Annotated in this window: 19 protein-coding genes; 13 read left to right on the top strand and 6 right to left on the bottom strand. The window is 71.8% G+C overall.

From position 1 onward, the window contains the following. Window positions 1-15 precede the first annotated feature (15 nt). On the top strand, window positions 16-381 hold the full coding sequence (locus IM770_RS06975) for a YciI family protein (RefSeq protein WP_203580425.1): 366 nt from the start codon (window positions 16-18) through the stop codon (window positions 379-381). Beyond that, a complete protein-coding gene (locus IM770_RS06970; protein WP_203580424.1) occupies window positions 381-1,652 on the top strand; it encodes an RNA polymerase sigma factor in 1,272 nt (423 codons plus the stop codon). The genes IM770_RS06975 and IM770_RS06970 overlap by 1 nt, the downstream gene beginning before the upstream one ends. A 125-nt stretch (window positions 1,653-1,777) precedes the next feature. On the opposite strand, the gene IM770_RS06965 is transcribed toward IM770_RS06970, so the two are convergent. Continuing rightward, window positions 1,778-3,739: an anthranilate synthase family protein gene (locus tag IM770_RS06965; RefSeq protein WP_203580423.1), complete on the bottom strand. Its 1,962-nt coding sequence runs from the start codon at window positions 3,737-3,739 to the stop codon at window positions 1,778-1,780. 231 nt (window positions 3,740-3,970) lie between these two features. Continuing rightward, window positions 3,971-5,206: a low temperature requirement protein A gene (locus tag IM770_RS06960; RefSeq protein ID WP_203580422.1), complete on the bottom strand. Its 1,236-nt coding sequence runs from the start codon at window positions 5,204-5,206 to the stop codon at window positions 3,971-3,973. Window positions 5,207-5,340: 134 nt separating this feature from the next. Between IM770_RS06960 and ispG the strand changes: the two genes are divergently transcribed. The 4 genes from ispG (at window position 5,341) to IM770_RS06940 (ending at window position 9,465) form a co-directional block, all read left to right on the top strand. After that, on the top strand, window positions 5,341-6,492 hold the full coding sequence (gene ispG, locus IM770_RS06955; protein WP_203580421.1) for a flavodoxin-dependent (E)-4-hydroxy-3-methylbut-2-enyl-diphosphate synthase: 1,152 nt from the start codon (window positions 5,341-5,343) through the stop codon (window positions 6,490-6,492). After that, entirely contained in the window at window positions 6,492-7,346 is an 855-nt protein-coding gene (locus tag IM770_RS06950; RefSeq protein ID WP_203580420.1) for a phosphotransferase, read from the top strand. The genes ispG and IM770_RS06950 overlap by 1 nt, the downstream gene beginning before the upstream one ends. A 170-nt stretch (window positions 7,347-7,516) precedes the next feature. Continuing rightward, a complete protein-coding gene (locus tag IM770_RS06945; protein WP_203580419.1) occupies window positions 7,517-8,263 on the top strand; it encodes a metallophosphoesterase family protein in 747 nt (248 codons plus the stop codon). Continuing rightward, window positions 8,260-9,465, top strand: coding sequence for a benzoate/H(+) symporter BenE family transporter (locus tag IM770_RS06940; protein WP_203580418.1), 1,206 nt, complete (start codon window positions 8,260-8,262; stop codon window positions 9,463-9,465). Before IM770_RS06945 ends, IM770_RS06940 begins: the two co-directional genes overlap by 4 nt. 30 nt (window positions 9,466-9,495) lie before the next feature. On the opposite strand, the gene pcp is transcribed toward IM770_RS06940, so the two are convergent. Beyond that, complete coding sequence (gene pcp / locus IM770_RS06935) at window positions 9,496-10,134, bottom strand: pyroglutamyl-peptidase I (RefSeq protein WP_203580417.1); 639 nt, start codon at window positions 10,132-10,134, stop codon at window positions 9,496-9,498. Between the two features lie 9 nt (window positions 10,135-10,143). After that, on the bottom strand, window positions 10,144-11,586 hold the full coding sequence (locus IM770_RS06930) for an RNB domain-containing ribonuclease (RefSeq protein WP_203580416.1): 1,443 nt from the start codon (window positions 11,584-11,586) through the stop codon (window positions 10,144-10,146). A 97-nt stretch (window positions 11,587-11,683) separates the two neighbouring features. On the opposite strand from IM770_RS06930, the gene IM770_RS06925 reads away from it, so the two are divergent. The 3 genes from IM770_RS06925 (at window position 11,684) to IM770_RS06915 (ending at window position 16,846) form a co-directional block, all read left to right on the top strand. Further along, on the top strand, window positions 11,684-13,483 hold the full coding sequence (locus IM770_RS06925) for a proline--tRNA ligase (RefSeq protein WP_203580415.1): 1,800 nt from the start codon (window positions 11,684-11,686) through the stop codon (window positions 13,481-13,483). Between the two features lie 70 nt (window positions 13,484-13,553). Beyond that, complete coding sequence (locus IM770_RS06920; protein ID WP_203580414.1) at window positions 13,554-14,600, top strand: LOG family protein; 1,047 nt, start codon at window positions 13,554-13,556, stop codon at window positions 14,598-14,600. A 182-nt stretch (window positions 14,601-14,782) separates the two neighbouring features. Further along, entirely contained in the window at window positions 14,783-16,846 is a 2,064-nt protein-coding gene (locus IM770_RS06915; RefSeq protein WP_203580413.1) for a PhoX family protein, read from the top strand. A 108-nt stretch (window positions 16,847-16,954) separates the two neighbouring features. On the opposite strand, the gene IM770_RS06910 is transcribed toward IM770_RS06915, so the two are convergent. Both IM770_RS06910 and IM770_RS06905 read right to left on the bottom strand, forming a co-directional pair. Beyond that, complete coding sequence (locus IM770_RS06910; RefSeq protein ID WP_203580412.1) at window positions 16,955-17,476, bottom strand: pyridoxamine 5'-phosphate oxidase family protein; 522 nt, start codon at window positions 17,474-17,476, stop codon at window positions 16,955-16,957. Window positions 17,477-17,585: 109 nt separating this feature from the next. Further along, window positions 17,586-18,419, bottom strand: coding sequence for a DUF1206 domain-containing protein (locus tag IM770_RS06905; protein WP_203580411.1), 834 nt, complete (start codon window positions 18,417-18,419; stop codon window positions 17,586-17,588). 152 nt (window positions 18,420-18,571) lie between these two features. On the opposite strand from IM770_RS06905, the gene IM770_RS06900 reads away from it, so the two are divergent. The 4 genes from IM770_RS06900 to IM770_RS06885 all read left to right on the top strand — a co-directional run. Next, entirely contained in the window at window positions 18,572-20,443 is a 1,872-nt protein-coding gene (locus tag IM770_RS06900) for a lipase family protein (protein WP_239065898.1), read from the top strand. Between the two features lie 136 nt (window positions 20,444-20,579). Beyond that, a complete protein-coding gene (gene nusA, locus IM770_RS06895; RefSeq protein WP_203580409.1) occupies window positions 20,580-21,569 on the top strand; it encodes a transcription termination factor NusA in 990 nt (329 codons plus the stop codon). Window positions 21,570-21,601: 32 nt separating this feature from the next. Beyond that, window positions 21,602-21,853: a YlxR family protein gene (locus IM770_RS06890; RefSeq protein ID WP_203580408.1), complete on the top strand. Its 252-nt coding sequence runs from the start codon at window positions 21,602-21,604 to the stop codon at window positions 21,851-21,853. 91 nt (window positions 21,854-21,944) lie between these two features. Beyond that, window positions 21,945-22,255, top strand: a 311-nt coding sequence (locus IM770_RS06885; protein ID WP_307785394.1) for a translation initiation factor IF-2 N-terminal domain-containing protein, incomplete at its 3' end; no start/stop codon positions are given.

The following is a 22,255-nucleotide window of genomic DNA, read 5'->3' as shown; positions in this document are numbered from 1 at the left end:
GAAAGGACCACGACCGTGAAGTACGTCATCATGTTCACCTCGACCCCCGAGCTCGACGCCGCGGTGCCGGAGGAGCGCGCGCAAGAGGTCTACGGGCGCATCTACGAGTGGTTCGGCGCGAACGCCGACAAGATCGACGACTCGGGCGCGGAGCTGCACCCGGTGACGACCGCGACGACGGTCCGCTCCGGAGACGGCGGTCCCGTCGTCGTCGACGGCCCGTTCTCGGAAGCGAAGGAGGTCATCGGAGGCTTCAGCGTGATCGACGTCCCCGACTTGGACGCCGCGATCGACCTGGTGAAGACCTGGCCCTCGCTCGAACTGCCCGGCGTCGCCGTCGAGATCCGGCCGATGGTGGTCGACTACACCCAATTCGAGTGATGTCCGGAACGGATGCCGCGGCCCCGCGCGACCCGGAACCACCGGGCAGCGCCGGGGTCGCGGCATCCGATCGCCTCCTCGCCTCGGTCGTCCGCGAGGAGTCCGCGCGCATCACGGCGGCGCTCACGGTCTCGTTCGGCAGCTTCGACGTCGCCGAGGAGGCCGTCGCCCAGGCGGTGGAGGAGGCGCTGACCGCCTGGCGGACGCGGGGAATCCCGCCGAAGCCCGGCGCGTGGCTGATGCAGGCGGCCCGTCACAACGCGCTCGACCGGGTACGGCGGGAGCGCGTGCTGCGCGACCGAGTCCTCACGGACAGTGCGCTGCGGCGCGGGCCGGCGACCGGCGCGGAAGGCGGCCCGGCGGACGAGCGGCTGCCGCTGCTGTTCGGCTGCTGCCACCCCGCGCTCGCGCCGGACGCGCAGCTGGCCTTGACGCTCCGCGCCGTGTGCGGCCTCACTACCGCTCAGATCGCCCGCGCGACCTTCTCGACGGAGACCGCGACCGGGCAGCGGATCTCGCGGGCCAAGCGGAAGATCGCCGAGAGCGGCATCCCGCTGCGAGTGCCGGAGGGACCCGATGCCGCCGCGCGACTCGACCTCGTGCTGACGATCGTCTCGGTGATGTACAACGAGGCGCACTTCGTGGCGGGTGCCGACGCCGACGCCGACCGGGATCTCGCCGACGACGCGCTGTGGCTCGCGTGCGTCGTCGCCGACGCGCTGCCTCGGGCCGCCGAAGCGCATGGGCTCCACGCGCTGCTGCAGTTCCACCGCGCCCGCGAATCGGCGCGGTCGGTCGACGGCGAGCTGGTGCTGCTCGCCGACCAGGACCGGGCCCGGTGGGATCCAGCCCTGCTCGCCGGGGCGCACACGGCGCTCGAGCGGGCCGCACGGCTGCGGCGGCCGGGTCGCTGGCAGCTCCACGCGGCGATCGCGGCGTGCCACGCGGATGCCGCCGACGCGGCGTCGACCGACTGGCTCCAGGTGCTGACCCTCTACGACATGCTGCTCGCGTACGACCGGTCGCCGGTGGTGCGGCTCAACCGGGCCGTCGCGCTCGCGCGCGTCGAGGGCCCGGCCGTCGCGCTCGCCGAGGTCGACGAGCTCGAGCAGCCACTGGCATCGCGCTCGCACCTGTGGCACGCGGTGCGGGCGTCGCTGCTGCGCGATCTCGGCCGCGACGACGAGGCGCTCGCCGCCGACCTGCGCGCCCTCGAGCTCACGGCCAACGAGGCCGAGCGACGCCTGCTCAACGGACGCGTCGCGCGCTGAGCCGCGGCATCCGTCGTCCCCTGTCGGTTCGGGGCGGGCGGCGTGCATTCGGGGCGCGCCGCATGCGCCCGGGCGCACGCAACATGCCCCGAACCCTCGAGAGAGGGCGGACGGATGCCGGATTCTCAGGCGGGGACGGGGGTGAGCGCCTGCTCGACCAGGCGCTGCAGAGTCGTCATGCCGTCACGCGACAGGATCGACTCCAGGTGTCCCTGCACCGACGCGAAGCCGGGACCCCTCAGCGCGTAGACGTCGCCGGACGCGTCGGCGGCGATCTCGGCGTCACCGGCGCGCGCGGTGCCGGGCTCCACGTGCGCGGTGAAGGTGTTGTAGAACCCGATGGACGCAGGGGTGCCGAAGACGTCGACGGACTTCTGCAGACCCTGGTGCGGGGCGTCGAGGGGCGCGAGGCCGATGCCGAACGAGTCCGCGAGGATCTGGTGGCTGAGGCACACGGCGAGCAGGGGACGGCCGGCGTCGCGTCGCCGCGCCACGACCTCGCGCATGCGGCGGATGCGGGGGCTCGACGTGTCGCGCGGGTCGCCCGGACCGGGACCCGACACGAGCAGCTCGGCGGCGTCGATCTGGGCGTCGGTCACCCGGCTCCACGGCGCGATCTCGACGTCGAGGCCGAGGTGGCGCAGCTGATGGGCGAGCATCGTGGTGAAGCGGTCCTCGGCATCGACGACGAGCGCCGACCGGCCGGTGAACGGCCCGGGCTCGTCCGCCCCCTGCGGATTCAGCCAGAACTCGGCGAGCCGTGCGTTGCGCGAAGCGAGCAGCTCGGCGATGCCGGGGTCGTCGGCCAGACGGCGCGGGGCCGGGGCCGGGGCGTCCTCGTCGATGACCTCGGGCGCCGGCTCCGCGCGCGGCGCGGCCGCGACAGCGACGGCGGCTTCCGCCGCCGCGTCGCGCGGCACGGCGCCGATCGCGCCGAGCACGCCCGCGGCCTTGCCGTGGGTCTCGCCGACCTCGCCATACGGGTCGGAGTGACGCACGAGCGTCGCGCCGACGGGCACGCGCAGCCGGCCGCCTTCGAGGTATGCGGTGCGGATGAGGATCGGGGCGTCGAGGTCGTGGGTGGGCTCGCCGGCGGCGAGCGTCAGCCGCGGCGTGAACAGCGCCGCCACGCCCGAGTAGTAGCCGCGCGGAGTCGTCTCGTGCCGCGTGATGACGGTGCACGCGTTCTGCATCGGCGAGCCGGTCACCGTGGGAGCGAACATCGTCTCGCGGAGGATCTCGCGCGGGTCGAGCCGGCTGCGGCCGCGCAGGACGTACTCGGTGTGCGTGAGGCGCGACATCTCCTTGAGGTGCGGACCGGTGATGCGTCCGCCGTCAGAGCACACGGCGCTCATCATCTTGAGCTCCTCGTCGACGACCATGAAGAGCTCTTCGGTCTCCTTCGTCGAGCGGAGGAACTCGCTGAGCGTCTCGGGGGTCGCGCCACCCGCGGGGTGGCGGAAGGTGCCCGAGATCGGGTTCATCGTCACGACGCCGTCGCGTGCGCTGACGTGCGCCTCGGGGCTGGCGCCCACCGCCACGTGACCGGGCGTGACGACCGCGAACGTCCAGTACGCGCCCCGCTCGTGCTCGAGGAGGGCCCGGAACCAGGTCAGGGCGGCGGTCGCGGCATCCGTCTTCACGCCCGCTGTGAAGTCGCGACGGATCACGAAGTTGGCGCCCTCGCCGCGCCCGATCTCGTCGGCGATGACGCGGCGGACGATGTCGGCGTACTCCTCGTCCGCGATGTCGAAGCCGGCGCCGTCCAGCGCGACGGGCGCGGTCGGCAGCTGCGCGAGCGCTTCGTCGCGCGGGATCGACACGCGCTCGGCGACGATCAGGCAGCGCAGGGGAGCGCCGTCGTCGTGGCATTCGAATCCGCGCTCGCGCACCTGGCGGAACGGCACCAGAGCGAGGACCTCGCGAGGGCTTCCCGACTCGTCGGTCAGCGGGATGTCGGCCAGCAGCTCGACGTCGACCACGTCGCCGGTGAGCAGTTCGACGGTCGCGCCGTCGCGGGCGATGAGGGCGAACGGGATGCCGCGATCGGCGATCTCGCGGAGCGTGGGGTGGGCGGGCCCGGTCATGGCTGTGGGTCTTTCGTCGTGGGGGAGGCGTCCCTTACGAAAAAGAAAACCGCCCCGGGGGCGGTCTGAGTCGCGCAAGAACCCACCGCCTATGCGGTGAGCCACCAGGAGAGGTGCGCGGACATGCGCCGAACCTACCACACGCCCCGCGGCGCGCTGCCGCTCGCCGACGTCACGAACCGTGCGGGGCCCAGCGCCGCGAGCGCGCTGCGCGCGCCGCCCGCCGGGCCGTCAGACCTGCCGGGCGCGCTCGAGCATCTGCGCGCCGTGGCGCCACCCGACGGTCTCGTACCCGACCACCACCACCGCGGGCGCGCACGCGATGAAGAGCAGCCCCACGCCCAGCGAGGCGCCCAGCATGACGGCGATGACGCCCGCCGCCAGCGCGGCCACCGACCCGAGGTAGAGCCAGATGTGGAACGGGTCGAACTGCATGACCGTGAGCGCGTAGATGCCGAAGAGGAACGTCTCGTAGACCAGCACGGGGATCGCGATCCAGAGCACGGCGAAGGTGGCGCCGACGTGGGCATGGTGCGAGATGACGTTGGCGGCGACGTGGAGGCCGGCGCCGACGCCGACCAGCGAGCCGAAGATGAAGAAGTGCAGATAGCCCCACGGGAATCCGCGCCAGCGATGCCGCTCCAGCACGTCGCCGAACGGGAGCACGAAGTAGTTCCACCACATGCCGAACGCGAGCGCTGTCCCGCCGAACGCGATGAGCGCGGCCTCCAGCGACCAGTCATGCTCCTCGACCACGGCCGAGATGGCGAGGATCGTGCCGAGGATCACCTCGCCCAGCGTGATGATGACCAGCAACCCGTAGCGCTCGGCGATGTGGTGCGGATGCCACGGCGTCGGGCCGAACCGGGTTTCGGCGAAGAGCGGACCCGCGAGCTCGAACAGGATCAGGATCGCCGTGAAGACGAGCGTGATGCCGACGGGCATGCTGAGGAAGATCAGCGCGATCCAGCCGAGCTGCGCGATCGAGATGTTGACGATGTAGGCGAGCGCCGTCTTGCGGCGCGCCTCGTCATGCCGCGCGACCCGTACCCACAGCGCGATCGTCGCGACGCGCATGACGACATAGCCCGCCACGACGACGGTGTTGTCGAGATAGTGCCCCTCGTCTATCGAATGGAAGACGTCGGGCACGCCCAGTGCCACCACGATGACGCCGATCATCACCACGAGCGTCGAGATGCGGAAGTAGATGTCGTCGGTGTCGTACGCCGAGGCGAGCCACGAGTAGTTGATCCAGGCCCAGGTGACGGCGAACGTCATGAACGGAAAGGCGATGAGCGCCGTCGAGAGATGGCCGAGCTCGAGGAAGTGGGCCGCCTGCGACGAGATCTGGCTGAACGCGACGACGAACGTCAGATCGAACAGCAGCTCCAGCGGTGTCGCTGCCCGGTGGGCCTCGTCGGGGTCCCGCCCGGTCATGCGTCCGAGGTGGTGGCTCAGGCTCATGCCCGGAAGATACACCGTCCGCCCGGCGGACTTGAAAGCGAGCGGATGCCGCGGCTCGCGGCATCCGTCATCGCTCGCGGCTTGGCCGCCACCGCTCGGAGCCGACGGTCAGATCGGCCGCGTAGGCTGGAGCCGTGCCAGCCGTGAATCTCGGGATGCCCAAGGTCCCCGAAACGCTCGCCCCCCGCCGCAAGACGCGCCAGATCAAGGTCGGCAAGGTGCTGGTCGGCGGCGATGCTCCCGTCAGCGTCCAGTCGATGACCACGACGCCGACCACGAACATCAACGCGACGCTGCAGCAGATCGCCGAGCTCACGGCGTCGGGCTGCGAGATCGTGCGCGTCGCCGTGCCGTCGCAGGACGACGCCGACGTGCTGCACATCATCGCGGCGAAGAGCCAGATCCCGGTGATCGCCGACATCCACTTCCAGCCGAAGTACGTCTTCCAGGCGATCGACGCCGGCTGCGGCGCGGTGCGGGTGAACCCCGGCAACATCCGCAAGTTCGACGACCAGGTGGGCGCGATCGCGGCCGCTGCCAAGGCCGCAGGCGTCTCGCTGCGCATCGGCGTCAACGCGGGCTCGCTCGATCGCCGGCTGCTCGAGAAGTACGGCAAGGCCACTCCCGAGGCGCTCGTGGAGAGCGCCGTGTGGGAGGCGTCCCTCTTCGAGGAGCACGACTTCCACGACTTCAAGATCTCGGTCAAGCACAACGACCCGATCGTCATGGTGAAGGCCTACCGGCTGCTCGCCGAGCGGGGCGACTGGCCCCTCCACCTCGGCGTGACTGAGGCGGGCCCGGCCTTCCAGGGCACGATCAAGTCCGCGACCGCGTTCGGCATCCTGCTCGCAGAGGGCATCGGCGACACGATCCGCGTCTCGCTGTCGGCGCCGCCCGCCGAAGAGGTCAAGGTCGGACACCAGATCCTGCAGTCGCTGAACCTGCGCGAGCGCAAGCTCGAGATCGTCTCGTGCCCGTCGTGCGGCCGCGCGCAGGTCGACGTCTACACGCTCGCCGACAACGTCACCGAGGGTCTGAAGGACATGACCGTGCCGCTGCGCGTCGCGGTCATGGGCTGCGTCGTCAACGGCCCGGGCGAGGCGCGCGAGGCCGACCTCGGTGTCGCCTCCGGCAACGGCAAGGGCCAGATCTTCGTGAAGGGACAGGTCATCAAGACCGTGCCCGAGGCCGACATCGTCGCCACCCTCATCGAAGAGGCGAACCGGATCGCCGACGAGATGGGTCCCGGCGCGCCCGTCGGCACCGCGCAGGTCGTCACCTCCTGATGACCCTCGGCCGGCTGTCGGCCGCGCAGCGCGCCCTCGTGGGCGCGTGGCTGCCCGAGGTCGAGGTCGTCGCGGACCTCAGCTGGAACCAGGGGGAGAACACCGTCCTGCACGTGCGGCACGGCGGACGCGACCTGATCGTCAAGGCGGGCGGTGACACCGACCACCACCTCGGTCGCGAGCTCGACGCGCACGAGGGCGGGTTCGTCACAGCGTGGGCGCGGGAAGGGCATGCGGCCCACCTCGTGCATGCCGACCGCGCGGCGCGCGTGCTCGTGCTCGAGCGGCTGCCCGGGGATCTCGTCTTTCGCACGCCCGCCGCCCTCGATCCCTGCGTCCATCGTCGCGCCGGAGAGCTTCTGCGCGAGTTCCACGCGCAGGCCGCGCGGCCGTCGCAGGGGACGGATGCCGCGGCCACCCGCCGCGCGCTCGCCTGGCTCGACGGGGACCACGCGGTGCCGACAGACGTCGAGGCGCGGGTGCGGGCGGGGCTCGCGGCGATTCCTCCGGTCGAAGCCGACCTCGTCCCGACGCACGGCGACTGGCAGCCGCGCAACTGGCTCGTGGACCACGGGTCGGTGCGGGTGATCGACTTCGGCCGGTTCGCCTTCCGCCCCGCGGCGAGCGACTTCACGCGACTGGCCGCGCAGGAGTGGCGCGAGAGTCCGGCGTGCGAGGCGGCGTTCTTCGACGGCTACGGCGACGATCCACGGACTTCTGCGCACTGGAACCTCATGCGGCTGCGCGAGGCGGTCGGCACTGCCTGCTGGGCGCACCAGGTCGGTGACGCGGAGTTCGAGGCGCAGGGGCATCGCATGATCGCCGAAGCTCTCGCCGACATCGAGGCGGGCTGAGCCGCTCCGAGACGTCGACGCTGCGCACATAATCGGAGATCTGACGCGACACGCCGGGTCGCGGCATCCGTCCTCCGGCGTGTCGGCGGATTCTTCCGATTCTGTGCACGGCGACGCACACCCCGACCCTGGGCGCATCGAGGCGTGCCGCGGCATGGCATGATCCGAGAGTGCCCCTCGACCGGATCGCCGTCATCTCCGACGTCCACGGGAACCTGACCGCCCTCGAAGCGGTGCTGGCCGACATCGGCGCCCGCGGCATCACCCGCATCGTGAACCTCGGCGACAACATCGGCAAGGGGCCCCGCGGCGCCGCGACGACGGAGCGGCTGCGCGAGGCGTGCGAGGTCAACATCCGCGGCAACTGGGACGACTTCATCGGCAGAATCGGCGAACACGAGCCCGAAGAGATGCGCTGGTGGCGCGACGAGCTGTCGGTCGCGCAGCGCGAGTGGCTCGGCGGGCTGCCGTTCAGCCACGACCTCGTCATGAGCGGACGCCGGATCCGTCTCTTCCACGCCTCGGCCGAGAGCCCCCATGTGCGGGTGCGGTTCCGCCACACCGACGAGGAGTTCGACGGCATGTTCCGGGCCACGGAGATGACGGGCGACGGCCCCGAGCCGACGGTGGTCGGCTACGGCGACGTCCACGATGCCTATATCCACTCGCACGACGGGCGCACGTTGTTCAACGCGGGAAGCGTCGGCAACCCCCTCGACGAGCCGACGCCGAGCTACGTGATCCTGGAGGGCGTCCTCGGCGCGACCGAGCCCGCCCCGTTCGAGGTGCGCTTCGTCCGCGTGCCCTACGACGTCGAGGCAGAGGTGGCCGTCGCGGAGCGTCTCGGCATGCCCCAGCGCGCCGTGTGGGCCGTCGAGCTGCGCACCGCGGTGTTCCGCGGCAGGCAGGCGCGATGACCGCCGATCGCGCCTCTGCTCCACCCGAGGCCGCTGCGCCGCTGTCGCGCCCCGTCATCGCCGGCATCGTGACCGCGCTGGTCGGGGTCACGAGCTCGTTCGCCGTGGTGCTCACCGGCCTCGACGCGGTCGGTGCGTCGCGGGCGCAGGCGGCCAGCGGCCTGCTGGTGCTGTGCGTCACGATGGGGGTCTCGGCGATCATCCTCGCGTGGCGGTACCGGATGCCGATCACCGTCGCCTGGTCGACGCCCGGCGCCGCCGTGCTCGCCGCCACCGGTGCGGTCGAAGGCGGCTGGCCCGCCGCCGTCGGCGCGTTCCTCGTGACCGCGGCGCTCATCCTCCTGACCGCGCTGTGGCCGCAGCTGGGCCGCCTCATCGCACGGATCCCGCCGTCGATCGCCCAGGCGATGCTCGCCGGCGTGCTGCTGCCGCTGTGCCTCGCACCCGTCACGGGACTGGTCGCCAATCCGTGGGGCGTGATCCCCGTCCTGCTCACGTGGCTGGTGTTCGTGCGGGTCGCGCCGCGCTGGGCGGTTCCGCTCGCGTTCGTGGCGGCATCCGTCGTCGTGGCGGTGGACGTCGCCGTCACGGGCGCCGCGCTCGACCCGGCCCTGCTCGTGCCGCGGCTCGAGTTCACAGCGCCGACCTTCACGCTCGGCGCCGTCGTCGGACTCGCGCTGCCGCTCTTCCTCGTCACCATGGCCTCACAGAACGTGCCCGGCATCGCGATCATGCGCAGCTTCGGCTACGAGGTGCCGTGGCGTCCCGCGATGCTGGTGACGGGCGTGGGCACCGCGCTGGGCGCGACCGCGGGAGGCCACGCCATCAACCTCGCGGCCATCAGCGCCGCCCTCGCGGCCGCGCCCGACGCCGACCCGGATCCGAAGCGGCGCTGGGTGGCGGGCGTGTCGACGGGTGCGAGCGGCATCGTGCTCGGCGGGCTCTCGGCGGCACTGGTCGCGCTGGTGGTCGTGGCGCCGGAGGCCGTCATCCCCGCCGTCGCCGGCATCGCGCTGTTCGGCGCCTTCGGCTCTGCCGTGCAGCAGGCGATCGACGATCCGGGGGAGCGGCTGCCGGCGGTCGTCACCTTCCTCGTCGCAGCATCGGGCGTCGCGATCGCGGGGGTCAGCGCCGCGTTCTGGGCGCTGATCGCGGGGCTCGTGGTGCGCGAGGTGCTCCACCTCGGCCGTCGGTCGCGCTGACGCCTGCCGTGCCGTCGAGCCCGGCGCGTGTCAGTGCAGCGTGCCGCCGGGCACCACGGCGTCGGCGGTGACCTCGAGGCTCGTGCGCACCGCGATCTCGAGCGCGGCGGCGATGTCGGCGATCGGCAGGGTCGCGGCGTCGGGTGACGGCGCGTGCTCGGCGGACCACGGGACGTGCACGAATCCGGCACGGGTTCCGGATGCCGCGGCCTCGAGCGCGGTGAAGAACACGTGGTTGCAGACGAATGTGCCTGCCGAGTACGACAGCTCTGCGGGGACGCCGGCCGCAGTGAGGCGGCGGGCGATCTCCTTGACCGGCAGGGTCGCGAAGTGCGCCGACGGCGCCCCGGTCACGCTCTGCTCGTCGATCGGCTGGGCGCCGTCGTTGTCGGGGATGCGGGCGTCGACGAGATTGACGGCGACGCGCTCGATCGCGATCCGCGCACGCCCGCCCGCGAGCCCGGCCGCGATGACGACGTCGGGGCGGTGCGTGGCCATGAGCTCGCGGAGGCGAGCCTGCGCGCCGGTGAACGTGACGGGCAGCACCGCCGTGACGAGGTTCTCGGGCCCGTTCCAACGCGCGGCCACGAGGTGGACCGCTTCGCCGGACGGGTTCGCGGCGTCGCCGCCGAACGGCTCGAATCCGGTCAGCAGCGCGGTGGTCGTCACCCCTCCAGGCTAGGCGGTCGCCTCCAGCACCACGGCGCCGGTGGCGATGTCGGCACGCACGAGCCGCAGCCGGACGGTCTCGCCCGGTGCGGTGTCGAGACCGGCGACCTTCGCCGCGACCGGCGGGTCGGAGAGCTGCACGCGCGCGCCGTCCTCCCGGCGGCCGAGCACGACGGCCTCGAACACGCGCCCTTCCTGCCCCGCGAGAAGCGCTGCCTCCACTCGGTCGAGCGTCGCGGCGTCGAGCCGGTTGGCGACGCCGTCACTGCGCGCCATGGTCTTCGGGAGCGATGCCAGCCCTTCGCGCGCCCACCCGGGGATCTCTCGGCCGTTCGCGAGCGCCTCGCAGATGACGAGCGACCACCGGTCCACCAGCCGGCGCAGGGGAGCGGTGACGTGGGCGTAGGGCGCGCCGATCGCCGCCTGCAGCGGATCGTCGGGCGGCGTGCCGTCGAACGCCTCGTAGCCCGCGCCCCGGAAGAGTCCGGCCGCCGCGTCCAGGATCGCGAGTGCCGCCGGCGACTCGCGGTGGAGCCCGCGCAGGTAGTCGCCGTAGCGGACGCCGTCCTCCCACGGAATGCCCAGCGCCACCGTCTGCCGCCGGAACGCGGCGACGTCGTCGGGTTCGGCGGCCGGCATCGTGCGGAGGATGCCGATGCTGCCGCGCAGCATGATGTCGGCCGCGGCCATGCCGGTGAGGAGCGAGACCTGGGCGTTCCAGTCCTCGATCGCCAGCGGCGCGTCGCGCTCCAGCCGGTAGCCGCCGTCGTCGGCGACGATGCGCGTCTCGGGAACGTTCAGGCTCGCGCCGCCGCGCTCCGACTCGCGCTCGAGCCGGAGGGCGCCGAACCAGGCGAGGGCGTCGAGGCTCGGCGGCGCCGTGCCCGCGTCCACGGCCGCCTGCGCGTCGGCGTAGGTCCACTGCGTCCGCGACCGGATGACCGCGCGCCGGAGCGTGACCTCCACCGGCTGCGCGCCGTCGTCGAGCACGAACCGCCACACGAACGCGCGCCGGTCGAGACCGGGGAGGAGCGACGCGGCATCCTCGCTGAGCACGACAGGGTGCAAGGGGATGCGGCCGTCCGCGGCGTAGAGGGTCTGCCCGCGCCGCCGGGCCTCCTCGTCGACCGCACCGCCGGGCGCCACGAACGCCGGCAGGTCGGCGATCGCGTAGTGCAGCACCGCGCCCGTGGCGGTGCGCTCGAGGTGCAGCGCCTGGTCGAGGTCGGTCGAGCCGGCGGGGTCGATCGTCAGGAACTCCACCTCGCGCAGATCGTGCAGACCCGACGCCGACGGGTCGACGGCCACCTCCACGGCGGAGCGCCGCGCCTCGGCGTCCGCGTCGGGAGGGAAAGCGGTGGGCAGTTCGAGATCCTGACGCAGCGTCGCGAGCGATTCGACCAGCTCGTCGTGGGCGCGGGCGGGGACCAGTCGAGGGCGGCGTGCAGGCACCCGATCAGTGTAGGCAGGGTGCTCGCCGCGTCACCCGCGAGCCGCGCGCGAGGACGCACGCCGGACGCGGCATCCGCTCGTCCTAGACTTGACCCTCGTGGTCACCCGTCTGTCGCACTTCTTCCTCCGCACGCTCCGTGAAGACCCCGCCGACGCCGAGGTCACGAGCCACCGGCTGCTCGTGCGCGCCGGCTACATCCGGCGGGCCGCGCCGGGCGTCTTCACGTGGCTGCCGCTGGGCCTGAAGGTCAAGGCGAAGATCGAAGCGGTCATCCGCGACGAGATGACGAACGCCGGTGCGTACGAGGTGCACTTCCCCGCGCTTCTTCCTCGCGAGCCCTACGAGGCCTCGGGCCGCTGGACCTCGTACGGCGACGGCATCTTCCGCCTGCAGGACCGCAAGGGCGCCGACTACCTCCTCGCCCCGACGCACGAGGAGATGTTCACCCTCCTCGTGAAGGACATGTACTCGTCGTACAAGGACCTGCCGCTGACGATCTACCAGATCCAGGACAAGTACCGCGACGAGGCGCGCCCGCGCGCCGGCCTCCTGCGCGGACGCGAGTTCACGATGAAGGACGCGTACTCGTTCGACTACACGGACGAGGGACAGGATGCCTCGTACCAGTCGCAGCGCGACGCGTACGAGCGGATCTTCCAGAAGCTCGGGCTCGAGTACGTCATCGTCGCCGCCGACAACGGCCTGATGGGCGGTGCGCGCTCGGAGGAGTTCCTGCACCCGACCTCCGTCGGCGAAGACACGTTCGTCCGCTCGGCCGGCGGCTACGCCGCGAACGTCGAGGCCTACACGACGACCCCGCCCGAGCCGATCTCCTTCGACGGGCTCGGTGCGCCGGTCATCTTCGACTCGCCGAACACCCCCACGATCCAGACGCTCGTCGACCACTCGAACGCGCACCTCGACGCCCCCGCGCCCGGCATCGCCGGACCGGCGACCGCCGAGGCGACCCAGTGGACCGCGGCGCACACGCTCAAGAACGTCGTGCTCGCGCTCACGCACCTCGACGGCACACGCGAACTGGTCATCGTGGGCCTCCCCGGCGACCGCGACATCGACGACAAGCGGGCGGAGGTCGCCTTCGCACCCGCCGCGGTGGAGGCCGCGACCGAGCAGGACTTCGAGAAGCACCCGCTACTGGTGAAGGGCTACATCGGCCCGTGGTCCGAGACCGGCGCGGTGCTCGGCGAGGAGTCTGCGACCGGCATCCGCTACCTGCTCGACCCGCGCGTGGTCGACGGCACGGCCTGGGTGACCGGGGCGAACATCGACCAGAAGCACGTGCACACGCTCGTCGCCGGGCGCGACTTCACCGGCGACGGCTTCATCGAGGTGGCGAACGTGCGCCCCGGCGACCCGGCTCCCGACGGCTCGGGGCCGGTCGAGCTCGCGCGCGGCATGGAGATCGGGCACGTCTTCCAGCTCGGTCGCTTCTTCGCCGAGACGCTCGGGCTCAAGGTGCTCGACGAGAACGGCAAGCTCGTGACCGTCACGATGGGCTCCTACGGCATCGGCGTGACGCGCATCCTCGCGATCATCGCCGAGCTCAACAACGACGAGAAGGGCCTCATCTGGCCCGCTTCGGTCGCGCCGTTCGATGTGCACGTCGTCGCGACGGGCCGTGAGTCCGTCGTCTTCGAAGTCGCCGAGCAGCTGTCGGCCGACCTCGAAGCGGCGCGGCTGGACGTGCTCTACGACGATCGCTTCAAGGTGTCGCCCGGCGTGAAGTTCGGCGACGCGGAGCTCGTGGGCGTGCCGCAGATCGTCATCGTCGGTCGCGGCGCGGCCGAGGGCCAGGTCGAGCTCTGGGACCGTCGCACGGGGGACCGCGAGACCCTCCCCGTCGCCGACGTGGTCGCACGCCTCACTGCGCGCTGAGCGGTCGGCCTCGGCCAGCGGTCGCGTGCGCGCGTCCCGAATGCCGCGCGGACGTGGCAACGTGGGGGGCATGACCCACAGCGCCGCAGTGCCGCCCGAAGTGACCGAGGACCTGCGACGGATCCTGTCCGACGCCGGGATCAGCCAGAACGCCGATCTCGTGGCGCGCATCCTCGCGACCGGGGTGGGGCTGGGCCTGGACGGAGCCGGCCGGCTCGATCTCAAGATCGCGAGCTCGGCGCTGACCGAGATGCGGGCGGCCTTCCAGCTGTTCGATCCCTACGAGGACGTGCCCAAGGCGACGATCTTCGGGTCTGCGCGCACGCTGCCCGACGACGCGCTCTATCGGCAGGCGTCCGAGGTGGCGGCCGCTCTCGCCGAGCACGGCTGGATGGTCGTGACCGGCGCGGGCCCCGGCATCATGCAGGCCGCCGCCGAGGGCGCCGGTCCGCACAGCTCGCTCGGCGTCTCGATCCGGCTGCCCTTCGAGGAGAAGCCCAACGCGATCGTCGGCGCGAACGCCCGCAACGTCGCGATGAAGTACTTCTTCACGCGCAAGCTCATGCTCGTCAAGGAGTCGCGGGGCTTCGTCTGCGTCCCGGGCGGGTTCGGCACGCTCGACGAGATGTTCGAGCTGCTCACCCTGCAGCAGACCGGCAAGGCCGACCCCACGCCCATCGTGCTGCTCGACGCGCCCGGCGGAAGCTTCTGGTCGGGCCTGCGCCGCTTCGTCGACGACTACCTGCTGCCGTCCGGCGTCATCTCCGAGGGCGACTTCGATCGCGTCCTCGTCACCGATTCCGTCGAGGCGGCCGTCGCCGAGCTGACCGGCTTCTACCGCAACTACGACTCGCTGCGGTGGGTGGGCAAGCGTCTGGTGCTGAGGCTGAAGGCGACGCCGACGGATGCCGAGGGCGCGGCGTTGAACGCCGCGTTCGGGTTCCTGCTGGCCGAAGGCGAGATCGAGCTGCGGGGACCGCTGACCGTCGAGCGCGAGGACGACGACCGCGTCGACCTGCCCCGGCTGGTGCTGCGCCTCAACCAGTTCCGCGTCGGCGAGCTGTACCGGCTCATCGCCGCGATCAACGCACTGGAGTCCGCACCGCCCGCCTCCTGACCTCGCTCGCGCGTGCGCCGAGCACGCGCCCCGCAGCCGCGGTCGCGGCATCCGTCCTCCCATGAGGCCGTTCTCATCTTCTCGTCGCCCGCCGTTCACCCGCGGTTACCGGGGCGGTCGCGGCGCGCGATCAGGCTGGCGCCACCCCGACACACGCCGTTGTGCACGCAGAGAGGACGCCCGTGAGCATCGTCGAAGGATTCCGCCGTTCCCTTCCCCTGGCCGACCACGCGCGAGGCAAGCGCCTCGCCGTCACCTGCCAGCTCAAGTGCGCGAATGCGTGCCTCGGACCGGAGTGCAACTCATCGCACAACGAGACGTTCCAGGAGGTCGCGGCGGCCGCGCTGTCGCGCCGCGCGCTGCTGGGCCTGGGCGCGGCGGGCGCCGTCGCCATCGCCGTCGGCGGCATGCGGGGTCAGACGCCCCTCTCCGGACCCGGCTCGTCGGGCGTCGGTGGAGCGGGCGCCGCGTTCGCCCGCCCGGTCAACGGCAGCCTCGCGTTCGACGCGATCTCGCCCGTGAACCGCTTCGTCGACGACTTCGTCGTGCCGTCCGGCTACACGTGGCAGCCGATCATCCGCTGGGGCGACCCGCTGTTCTCGAACGCCCCGGTGTTCGACTTCACCGCGCAGACGCCGGCCGCGCAGGCCCTGCAGTTCGGGTACAACAGCGACTACCTCGACATCGTCGCCGACCCGAGCGGCAAGACCGGCGTGCTGGTCAACAACCACGAGTACTGCAACCCGAACATCATGTTCGCGCCGTCGTCCGACCCGGCCGAGCTGCAGCGCCGTGGCGACATCTTCAAGGCGGCCCAGGGCATGTCGGTCGTCGAGATCACGCGCAAGCGCACGGGCGCGCCGTGGTCGTACGTGGTCGACGGCAAGCGCAATCGCCGCATCACCGTCGAGACGGTGTTCGAGCTCACCGGCCCGGCCGCGGGCAGCGACCTCGTGAAGACCGCCGCCGACCCCGAGGGTCGCTGGGTGCACGGTACGCTCGGCAACTGCGCCGGCGGCACGACCCCGTGGGGCACCATCCTCTCGGGCGAGGAGAACTTCAACGGCTACTTCGCGTGGGCGGCCGACACACCCGCGCAGAAGCGCTACCAGTCGACGTCGTCGACCGTGACCGAGACGGGCTGGGAGAAGTACGACCCGCGCTTCGACGCGCACAACCCGGACTACGTCAACGAGCCCAACCGCTTCGGCTACATCGTCGAGATCGACCCGCAGGACCCGACGTCGACGCCCCGCAAGCACACGGCGATGGGCCGCTTCAAGCACGAGGGCGCGAACGTCATCGTCGCCGAGGACGGCCGCGTGGTCGCCTACATGGGTGACGACGAGCGCAACGACTACCTCTACAAGTTCGTCTCGAAGAACAAGATCTCGGGCTCGCGCAAGAAGAACCTCGAGCTGCTGAGCGAGGGCGACCTCTACGTCGCGAAGTTCACCGGCAACTCGCCCGCCCGTGAGATCACCGGCACCGGTGCCCTGCCCGCCGACGGCAAGTTCGACGGTGGCGGGGAGTGGAAGGCCCTCACGCAGAACGGACAGTCGGTCGTCCCCGGCTTCACGACGGAGGAGGTGCTCGTCTACACGCGTCTGGCCGCCGACGCGTTGGGCGCCACCAAGATGGACCGTCCCGAGGACGTGGAGCCCAACCCCAAGACCGGCAAGGTCTACCTGGCCCTGACCAACAACTCGGCGCGCTCGGCCGCCACGCTCGACGAGGCGAACCCCGTCACCGGCAACCGCTACGGTCACGTCATCGAGATCACCGAGACGGCCGGGCAGTCCGGTACCCAGTTCGGCTGGAGCATCCTGCTCCTCTGCGGCGACCCGGCGGTCTTCGCGAACTCGTACTTCGCCGGGTTCCCGAAGGAGCTCGTGTCGCCGATCTCGTGCCCCGACAACGTCGCCTTCGACTCGGCGGGAAACCTGTGGGTCTCGACCGACGGCGCGCCGAGCACGATCGGCTACAACGACGGCCTGTTCCTGGTTCCGCTGGAGGGCGCCGAGCGCGGCCACGTGCAGCAGTTCCTGGCCGTGCCCCGCGAGGCCGAGACCTGCGGTCCGGTGATCCACGACCGCGAGGGCATGGTGTTCGTCGCGGTGCAGCACCCGGGTGAGGGCGGCTCCGTCGCGGCTCCGACCTCGCTGTTCCCCGACTACGGCTCGGCGCAGCCGGGTGATGTGCCGAACGCGCCGCGGCCATCGGTGGTGCAGGTCTACCGCGCCTGATCCGACGACGCTCACGCAGACGCCGCGCTCCCTCTCCGAGGGGGCGCGGCGTCTTGGGGCCTGAGGACGCGGCGTCCTCGGGGCCTGAGGACGCGGCGTCGCGGGGTGTCAGCAGCTCACTCGGCCGTGCGACATGGTGTCGTCGGGGGTGTCGCGGGTGACGAGCGCCTTCAGCATGCCCGCGGCGGTGACGAGCTTGCCGTGCTTCGGCTCCCAGAACTCGCACTCGACGGGCGTCACGCGCAGCAGCACGATGCCGGGGGTGTCGAGGCCGTCCTCGAACCAGATGTCGAGGCTGGGGGAGTAGAGCTCCTTCATCTTCGCCTCGTCGCGGACCACCTCGGCGCGCCCGGCCACGGAGACGTAGCGGTGGCCCTTCGAGTCGAGGTACGCCAGTCCCACGTCGTGCTGCGGGTCGGCCTGCGACTCGGCGACCTTGCTCGTGCCGGCCAGGGTGAAGAACCAGATGTCGCCGGCGTCGTCCATCTGCCGCGTGCTCATCGGGCGGCTGACCAGGTTCCCGGCCGCGTCCCGGGTCGTCAGCATCGTGAAGTCGATGTCTTCGACCAGCTCCTTGACCCGGGCGATCGCCTCCGGACCGGTCACGAGGTCTTCCTCTGCGTTCGTCATGCTTCCACGGTCGTTGCCGCCGAGCGGCTTCGCCAGGCCATTGACAGGACGGATGCCGCCACCCAACCGGCCGGCCACGCTCGGAACGCAGCCGCTTCGGCGGTCCCGCTCACATCCGTGCGAAGCGTGCGCGGGCGACCGTGAAGACCGCGTAAGCGAGGAAGCCCAGGCCGACCACCCATGCCAGGACCGGACCCAGCGGCAGGTTCAGCAGCGCATCCACGGCGCCGTCGAGCCCGCCGGCGGTGTCGGCGTCGTCGTCGATCGCGGCGACGACGAGAAGCACGCCGATGATCGTGAGCGCCACGCCCTTCGCGACGAACCCCACGACACCGAGCACGACGACGCCGCGACCGAGTGCGCCGTCGGGTGTCTCGATCCGGCTGCGGAAGCTGCGGCGAACTCCCATGACGACGAAGGTCACGCCCCCGATGCCGATCCCCACACCGATGAGGGCGAGCAGGATCGGCCCGCCGGGAACCTGGAGCAGGCTGGCGCTCGCGTCTTCGGTGGTCTGCTCGGCGTCGGGCCGGGCGCCGATGGCGATCGCGGCCGAGATGAGCCCCAGCACTACGAAGACGAGCGCCTGCCCCCATTCCGCGAAACGACGGCCCCACTTGCGCGCGGCGCCCTTCGCGTCACCGGACCGGTCGTGCGCGAGCAGACCCTCCGCGGCATGCCACACGCCGAGCGCGAACAGTCCGATGGCGATCAGCCACAGCAGCACGAAGCCGGCAGGAGCGCCGGCGACGGCCTTCATGGCGCCCGCCTGGTCGCCCTCGGCACGTCCGCCGGAGGCGATCACGAGCACGATGATGCCGATCAGCGCGTGGATGATGCCGTTCGCCACGTACCCGGCGCGCGCCACCACCTCGAAGCCCGGGTGGGACTCGGCGTCGCGGGCGAGCTGCTTGGCGTTCGCCTTGACGCTCTCCCGGCTCATCACCCCCTCACGGTAGACCGGGCGCCGAAGGGCGGCGGGGACTTGACGCGCGACAGGCGGCCTGGCATGGCGCCGGGCGCGATCGAGCGCCCGCGGTCCTGATCGCGCCTCGGCTCAGTTCCGCCACAGGGCGCCCGCCTATCATGGGGCGGATGATCCGGGAGGCCCCTCGCCAGCCCGCGACGGGGTGGAGCGTGGTGCCGCGCCTCGTGCGCGGGGCGCCGCCGGCCGTGCTGGTCGTGGTCGGGGCTCTCTCGCTGCTGGTGGGGCTGCTCATCGTGACGAGGCCGCTCACCTCGCTCGTCCTGCTCACGGTCTACGTCGGGCTGAGCGCCGTCTTCTCTGGATTCGCGCGCATGTTCGCGGCGCCGGAGACGCCGCTGTGGTCACGCGTCGCGTTCGGTGCGGCGTGGATGCTCCTGGGGCTGGCGATCCTGCTCGGCCTCGGCCGCACCCTCGAGCTGCTGCCCCAGATCATCGCGATCCTCCTCCTGCTCGGCGGCCTCGCGTCGTTCTACGACGCGGTGGCGGGCGGCACCGTGAGCCAGCGGGTGCTGGCGGGCGTGTGGGGCGGCGCGCAGATCGCGTTCGGCATCCTGTCGTTCGCGTGGCCCGACGTCACGGTGCTCGTGGTCGCGGTCGTCTTCGGGCTGCGCACCATCGTCTTCGGCGCGGCGATGCTGGTGCGCGCCGTGCGCGCGTTCGTCGAGGGCGGGCGCTCGGTGCCGGCCGCGGGCCGCCGCGCTGACGACGAAGGGGAGACGGCCGGACCGGCGCCCCGCCGCGGCAGGGCGCGCGCCGCCTGGCTCGCGGCGGGCCGGTACGTCCTCGCCGTGCTGCTGGTCGCACTCGCCGCCGGCGGCTGGTGGGCGAACTCGTGGCTCGAGGACGGTGCGCAGGTCGTCGACGCCTTCTACGATCCGCCGGCCGTCGTCCCCTACGAGCACGGACGGCTGATCCGCGCCGACGACTTCTCGGGTCAGAAGCCCGCCGGTGCCGACGTGAAGCGGATCCTCTACACCACGCGCGACGCCGGAGGTCAGCCGGCGGTCGCCAGCGCGCTGGTCATCGTGCCGCAGGACCCTCCCCCGGGGCCGCGGCCTGTCGTCCTCTGGAACCACGGCACGACCGGGGTCGCCCGGGGCTGCGCGCCGAGTCTGCGCGACGCCTCCGCGACGAAGTGGGCGATCCCCGGACTCGACGAGGCGATCGCGCGCGGCTGGGTGGTCGTCGCGTCCGACTACTCGGGCCAGGGTGCACCGGGCGTCTTCCCGTACCTCATCGGTCGCGGAGAGGCACGCTCCTCGCTCGACGCCGCGATCGCGGCGCGCGAGCTCGACGGCGTCACGCTGTCGAGCCGCACCGCGGTCTGGGGGCACTCGCAGGGAGGGCACGCGGCGCTGTGGACGTCGCAGATCGCGGGCGACTACGCGCCCGAGCTGGATGTCCGCGGCACGGCCGTGCTGGCACCCGCCGCCGAGCCCGTCGAACTGGCGGAGGAGCTCACCGGCGGCGATGCGAACGCCCTGCTGTCCATCCTCATCTCGTGGGTGCTGGTGCCGTACGCCGACACCTACGAGGACGTCGACCTGACCCGCTACATCGCACCGGGATCGGAGGCGATCGTCCGCGAGATGACCCAGCGGTGTCCCACCGAACCCGGGGTGATCGTGTCGGTGGCGACGGCGCTGGGCGTGTCGGAGGACCGTCCGCTCTTCGTCGGCGACCTCACGGAGGGCGCACTCGGCCGCCGTCTCGCCGACAACACGCCCACCGGCCCGTGGTCGCAGCCGATCCTCATCGCGTGGGGCGACGAGGACGAGGTGATCCCGCCGCACCTTCAGCACCAGTTCGTGGACCGGCTCTGCGCCGACGGCAACCAGGTGCGCCGTCTCGAGTACCGGGGCTACGACCACCTGCGGACCCTGCTCCCGGGCTCGCACTTCGTGCCTGTCCTCCTCACGTGGACCGACGCCCGTCTCAACCGCGCCGCCACCCACGTCGACGACTGCGGGTCGTTGTAGCGACGACGCGCAGCCCGCCCCGCTACGGCGCCCCGTGGGCCTCGGGGTCTCCCTGCACCGCGGGATGCGGCATCCGGTAATGTTGGAGGGTTCCGGCGCGGCGACGCGCCGGTGAGAGCTGAATACGGAGGCCATTGTGGACATCGATCTCGGACTGCTGCGGACCGTCGAGCGCGAGAAGGAGATCCCCTTCGACGAGCTCGTGCGGATCATCGAACAGGCGATCCTGACCGCCTACGCGAAGCACACCTCGCCCACGGGCGAGCTGCCGGAGGGCGCCCGCGCGGAGCTCGACCGCAAGACGGGTCACGTCGCCGTCTTCATCCCCCTTCTCGATGACGAGGGCGCCGTCGTCGGCGAGGAGGAATCGACCCCCGAGGACTTCGGCCGCATCGCCGCCTTCGCCGCGAAGCAGGTCATCAGTCAGCGTCTCCGCGACATCGCCGACGACGCCGTGCTGGGCGAGTTCCGCGGCAAGGAGGGCGACATCGTCGCCGGCATCGTGCAGCAGGGGCCCAACCCGCGCATGGTGCACGTCGACCTCGGCACGGTCGAGGCGATCCTCCCGCCCGAGGAGCAGGTGCCCGGTGAGGACTACGCGCACGGTTCGCGCCTGCGCGTGTACGTCACGTCGGTCGCGAAGGGCGCCAAGGGGCCGGCGATCACCGTCTCGCGCACGCACCCGGGCCTCGTCCGCAAGCTGTTCGCGCTCGAGGTGCCCGAGATCCCCGCGGGTCTGGTCGAGATCGTGTCGCTCGCGCGCGAGGCCGGCCACCGCACGAAGATCGCGGTGAAGGCCAACGACCCGTCGATCAACGCCAAGGGCGCCTGCATCGGCGAGCTCGGCCGTCGCGTGCGGGCCGTGACCGAGGAGCTCGGCGGCGAGAAGATCGACATCGTCGACTACGACCCCGAGCTCGCGAAGTTCGTCGCCAACGCGCTGTCGCCGGCGAAGGTGACGTCGAGCTTCGTGCTGGATGCCTCGAACAAGGCCGTGCGCGCGCTCGTGCCCGACTATCAGCTGTCGCTGGCGATCGGCAAGGAGGGCCAGAACGCCCGCCTCGCCGCCAAGCTGACCGGCGCCAAGATCGACATCCAGCCCGACAGCATCCTCGAGGAGGGCTGACCCGGCGCAGCCCCCCAGCCCGTCGGTGTACCATGGAACCTGTACGAACGTGCGTCGGATGCCGCACGCGTGCTCCCCGGTCCGCCCTCCTCAGGGTGGTTTCCATCGATTCCGTCCTCGTCCCCGACGAGCGCGCGTCGATGCCCGGAAGGGGCGCGTGGGTGCACGAGACGCGCGAGTGCGTGGATGCCGCCATCCGGCGTCGCGCCTTCGTGCGGGCATTGCGTGTGTCAGGCCCGCTTGACACGCAGACCATCGAAGAGCACATCCAGCGAAAAGGCTGAACGGCTATGGAAACAAAGTGAACGGCTCGAAATGAGACCCGTCCGCGATTAACGGTCTGCCCTGTCTGGGTGGACCCAGACAGGAGAATTTGTGGCTGCCAAACCACGCGTGCACGAGATCGCTTCCGAGCTCGGCGTCGACAGCAAGGTCGCGCTCGAGAAGCTGAAGGCGCTCGGCGAGTACGTCAAGAGCCCCTCGTCCACCATCGAACCCCCTGTGGCGCGCAAGCTGCGCGCCGCGCTCGAGGCCGACGGCGCGGGCAAGTCCGCTGACGCGGCTCCCGCGTCGGCGAAGCCCGCTGCCGCGACGCCCGCGGCCAAGCCCGGCGCGCCCGCGGCACGGCCCGGTCCGGCTGCGAAGCCCGGTCCGGCGCGTCCGGCTGCCCCGGCGGCTCCCGGGAC

The organism is Microbacterium hibisci, assembly GCF_015278255.1.
Classification (GTDB): Bacteria; Actinomycetota; Actinomycetes; order Actinomycetales; family Microbacteriaceae; genus Microbacterium; species Microbacterium hibisci.
Note: the sequence above shows the minus strand (reverse complement) of the source record. Positions and strands in the feature narration are given on the sequence as shown.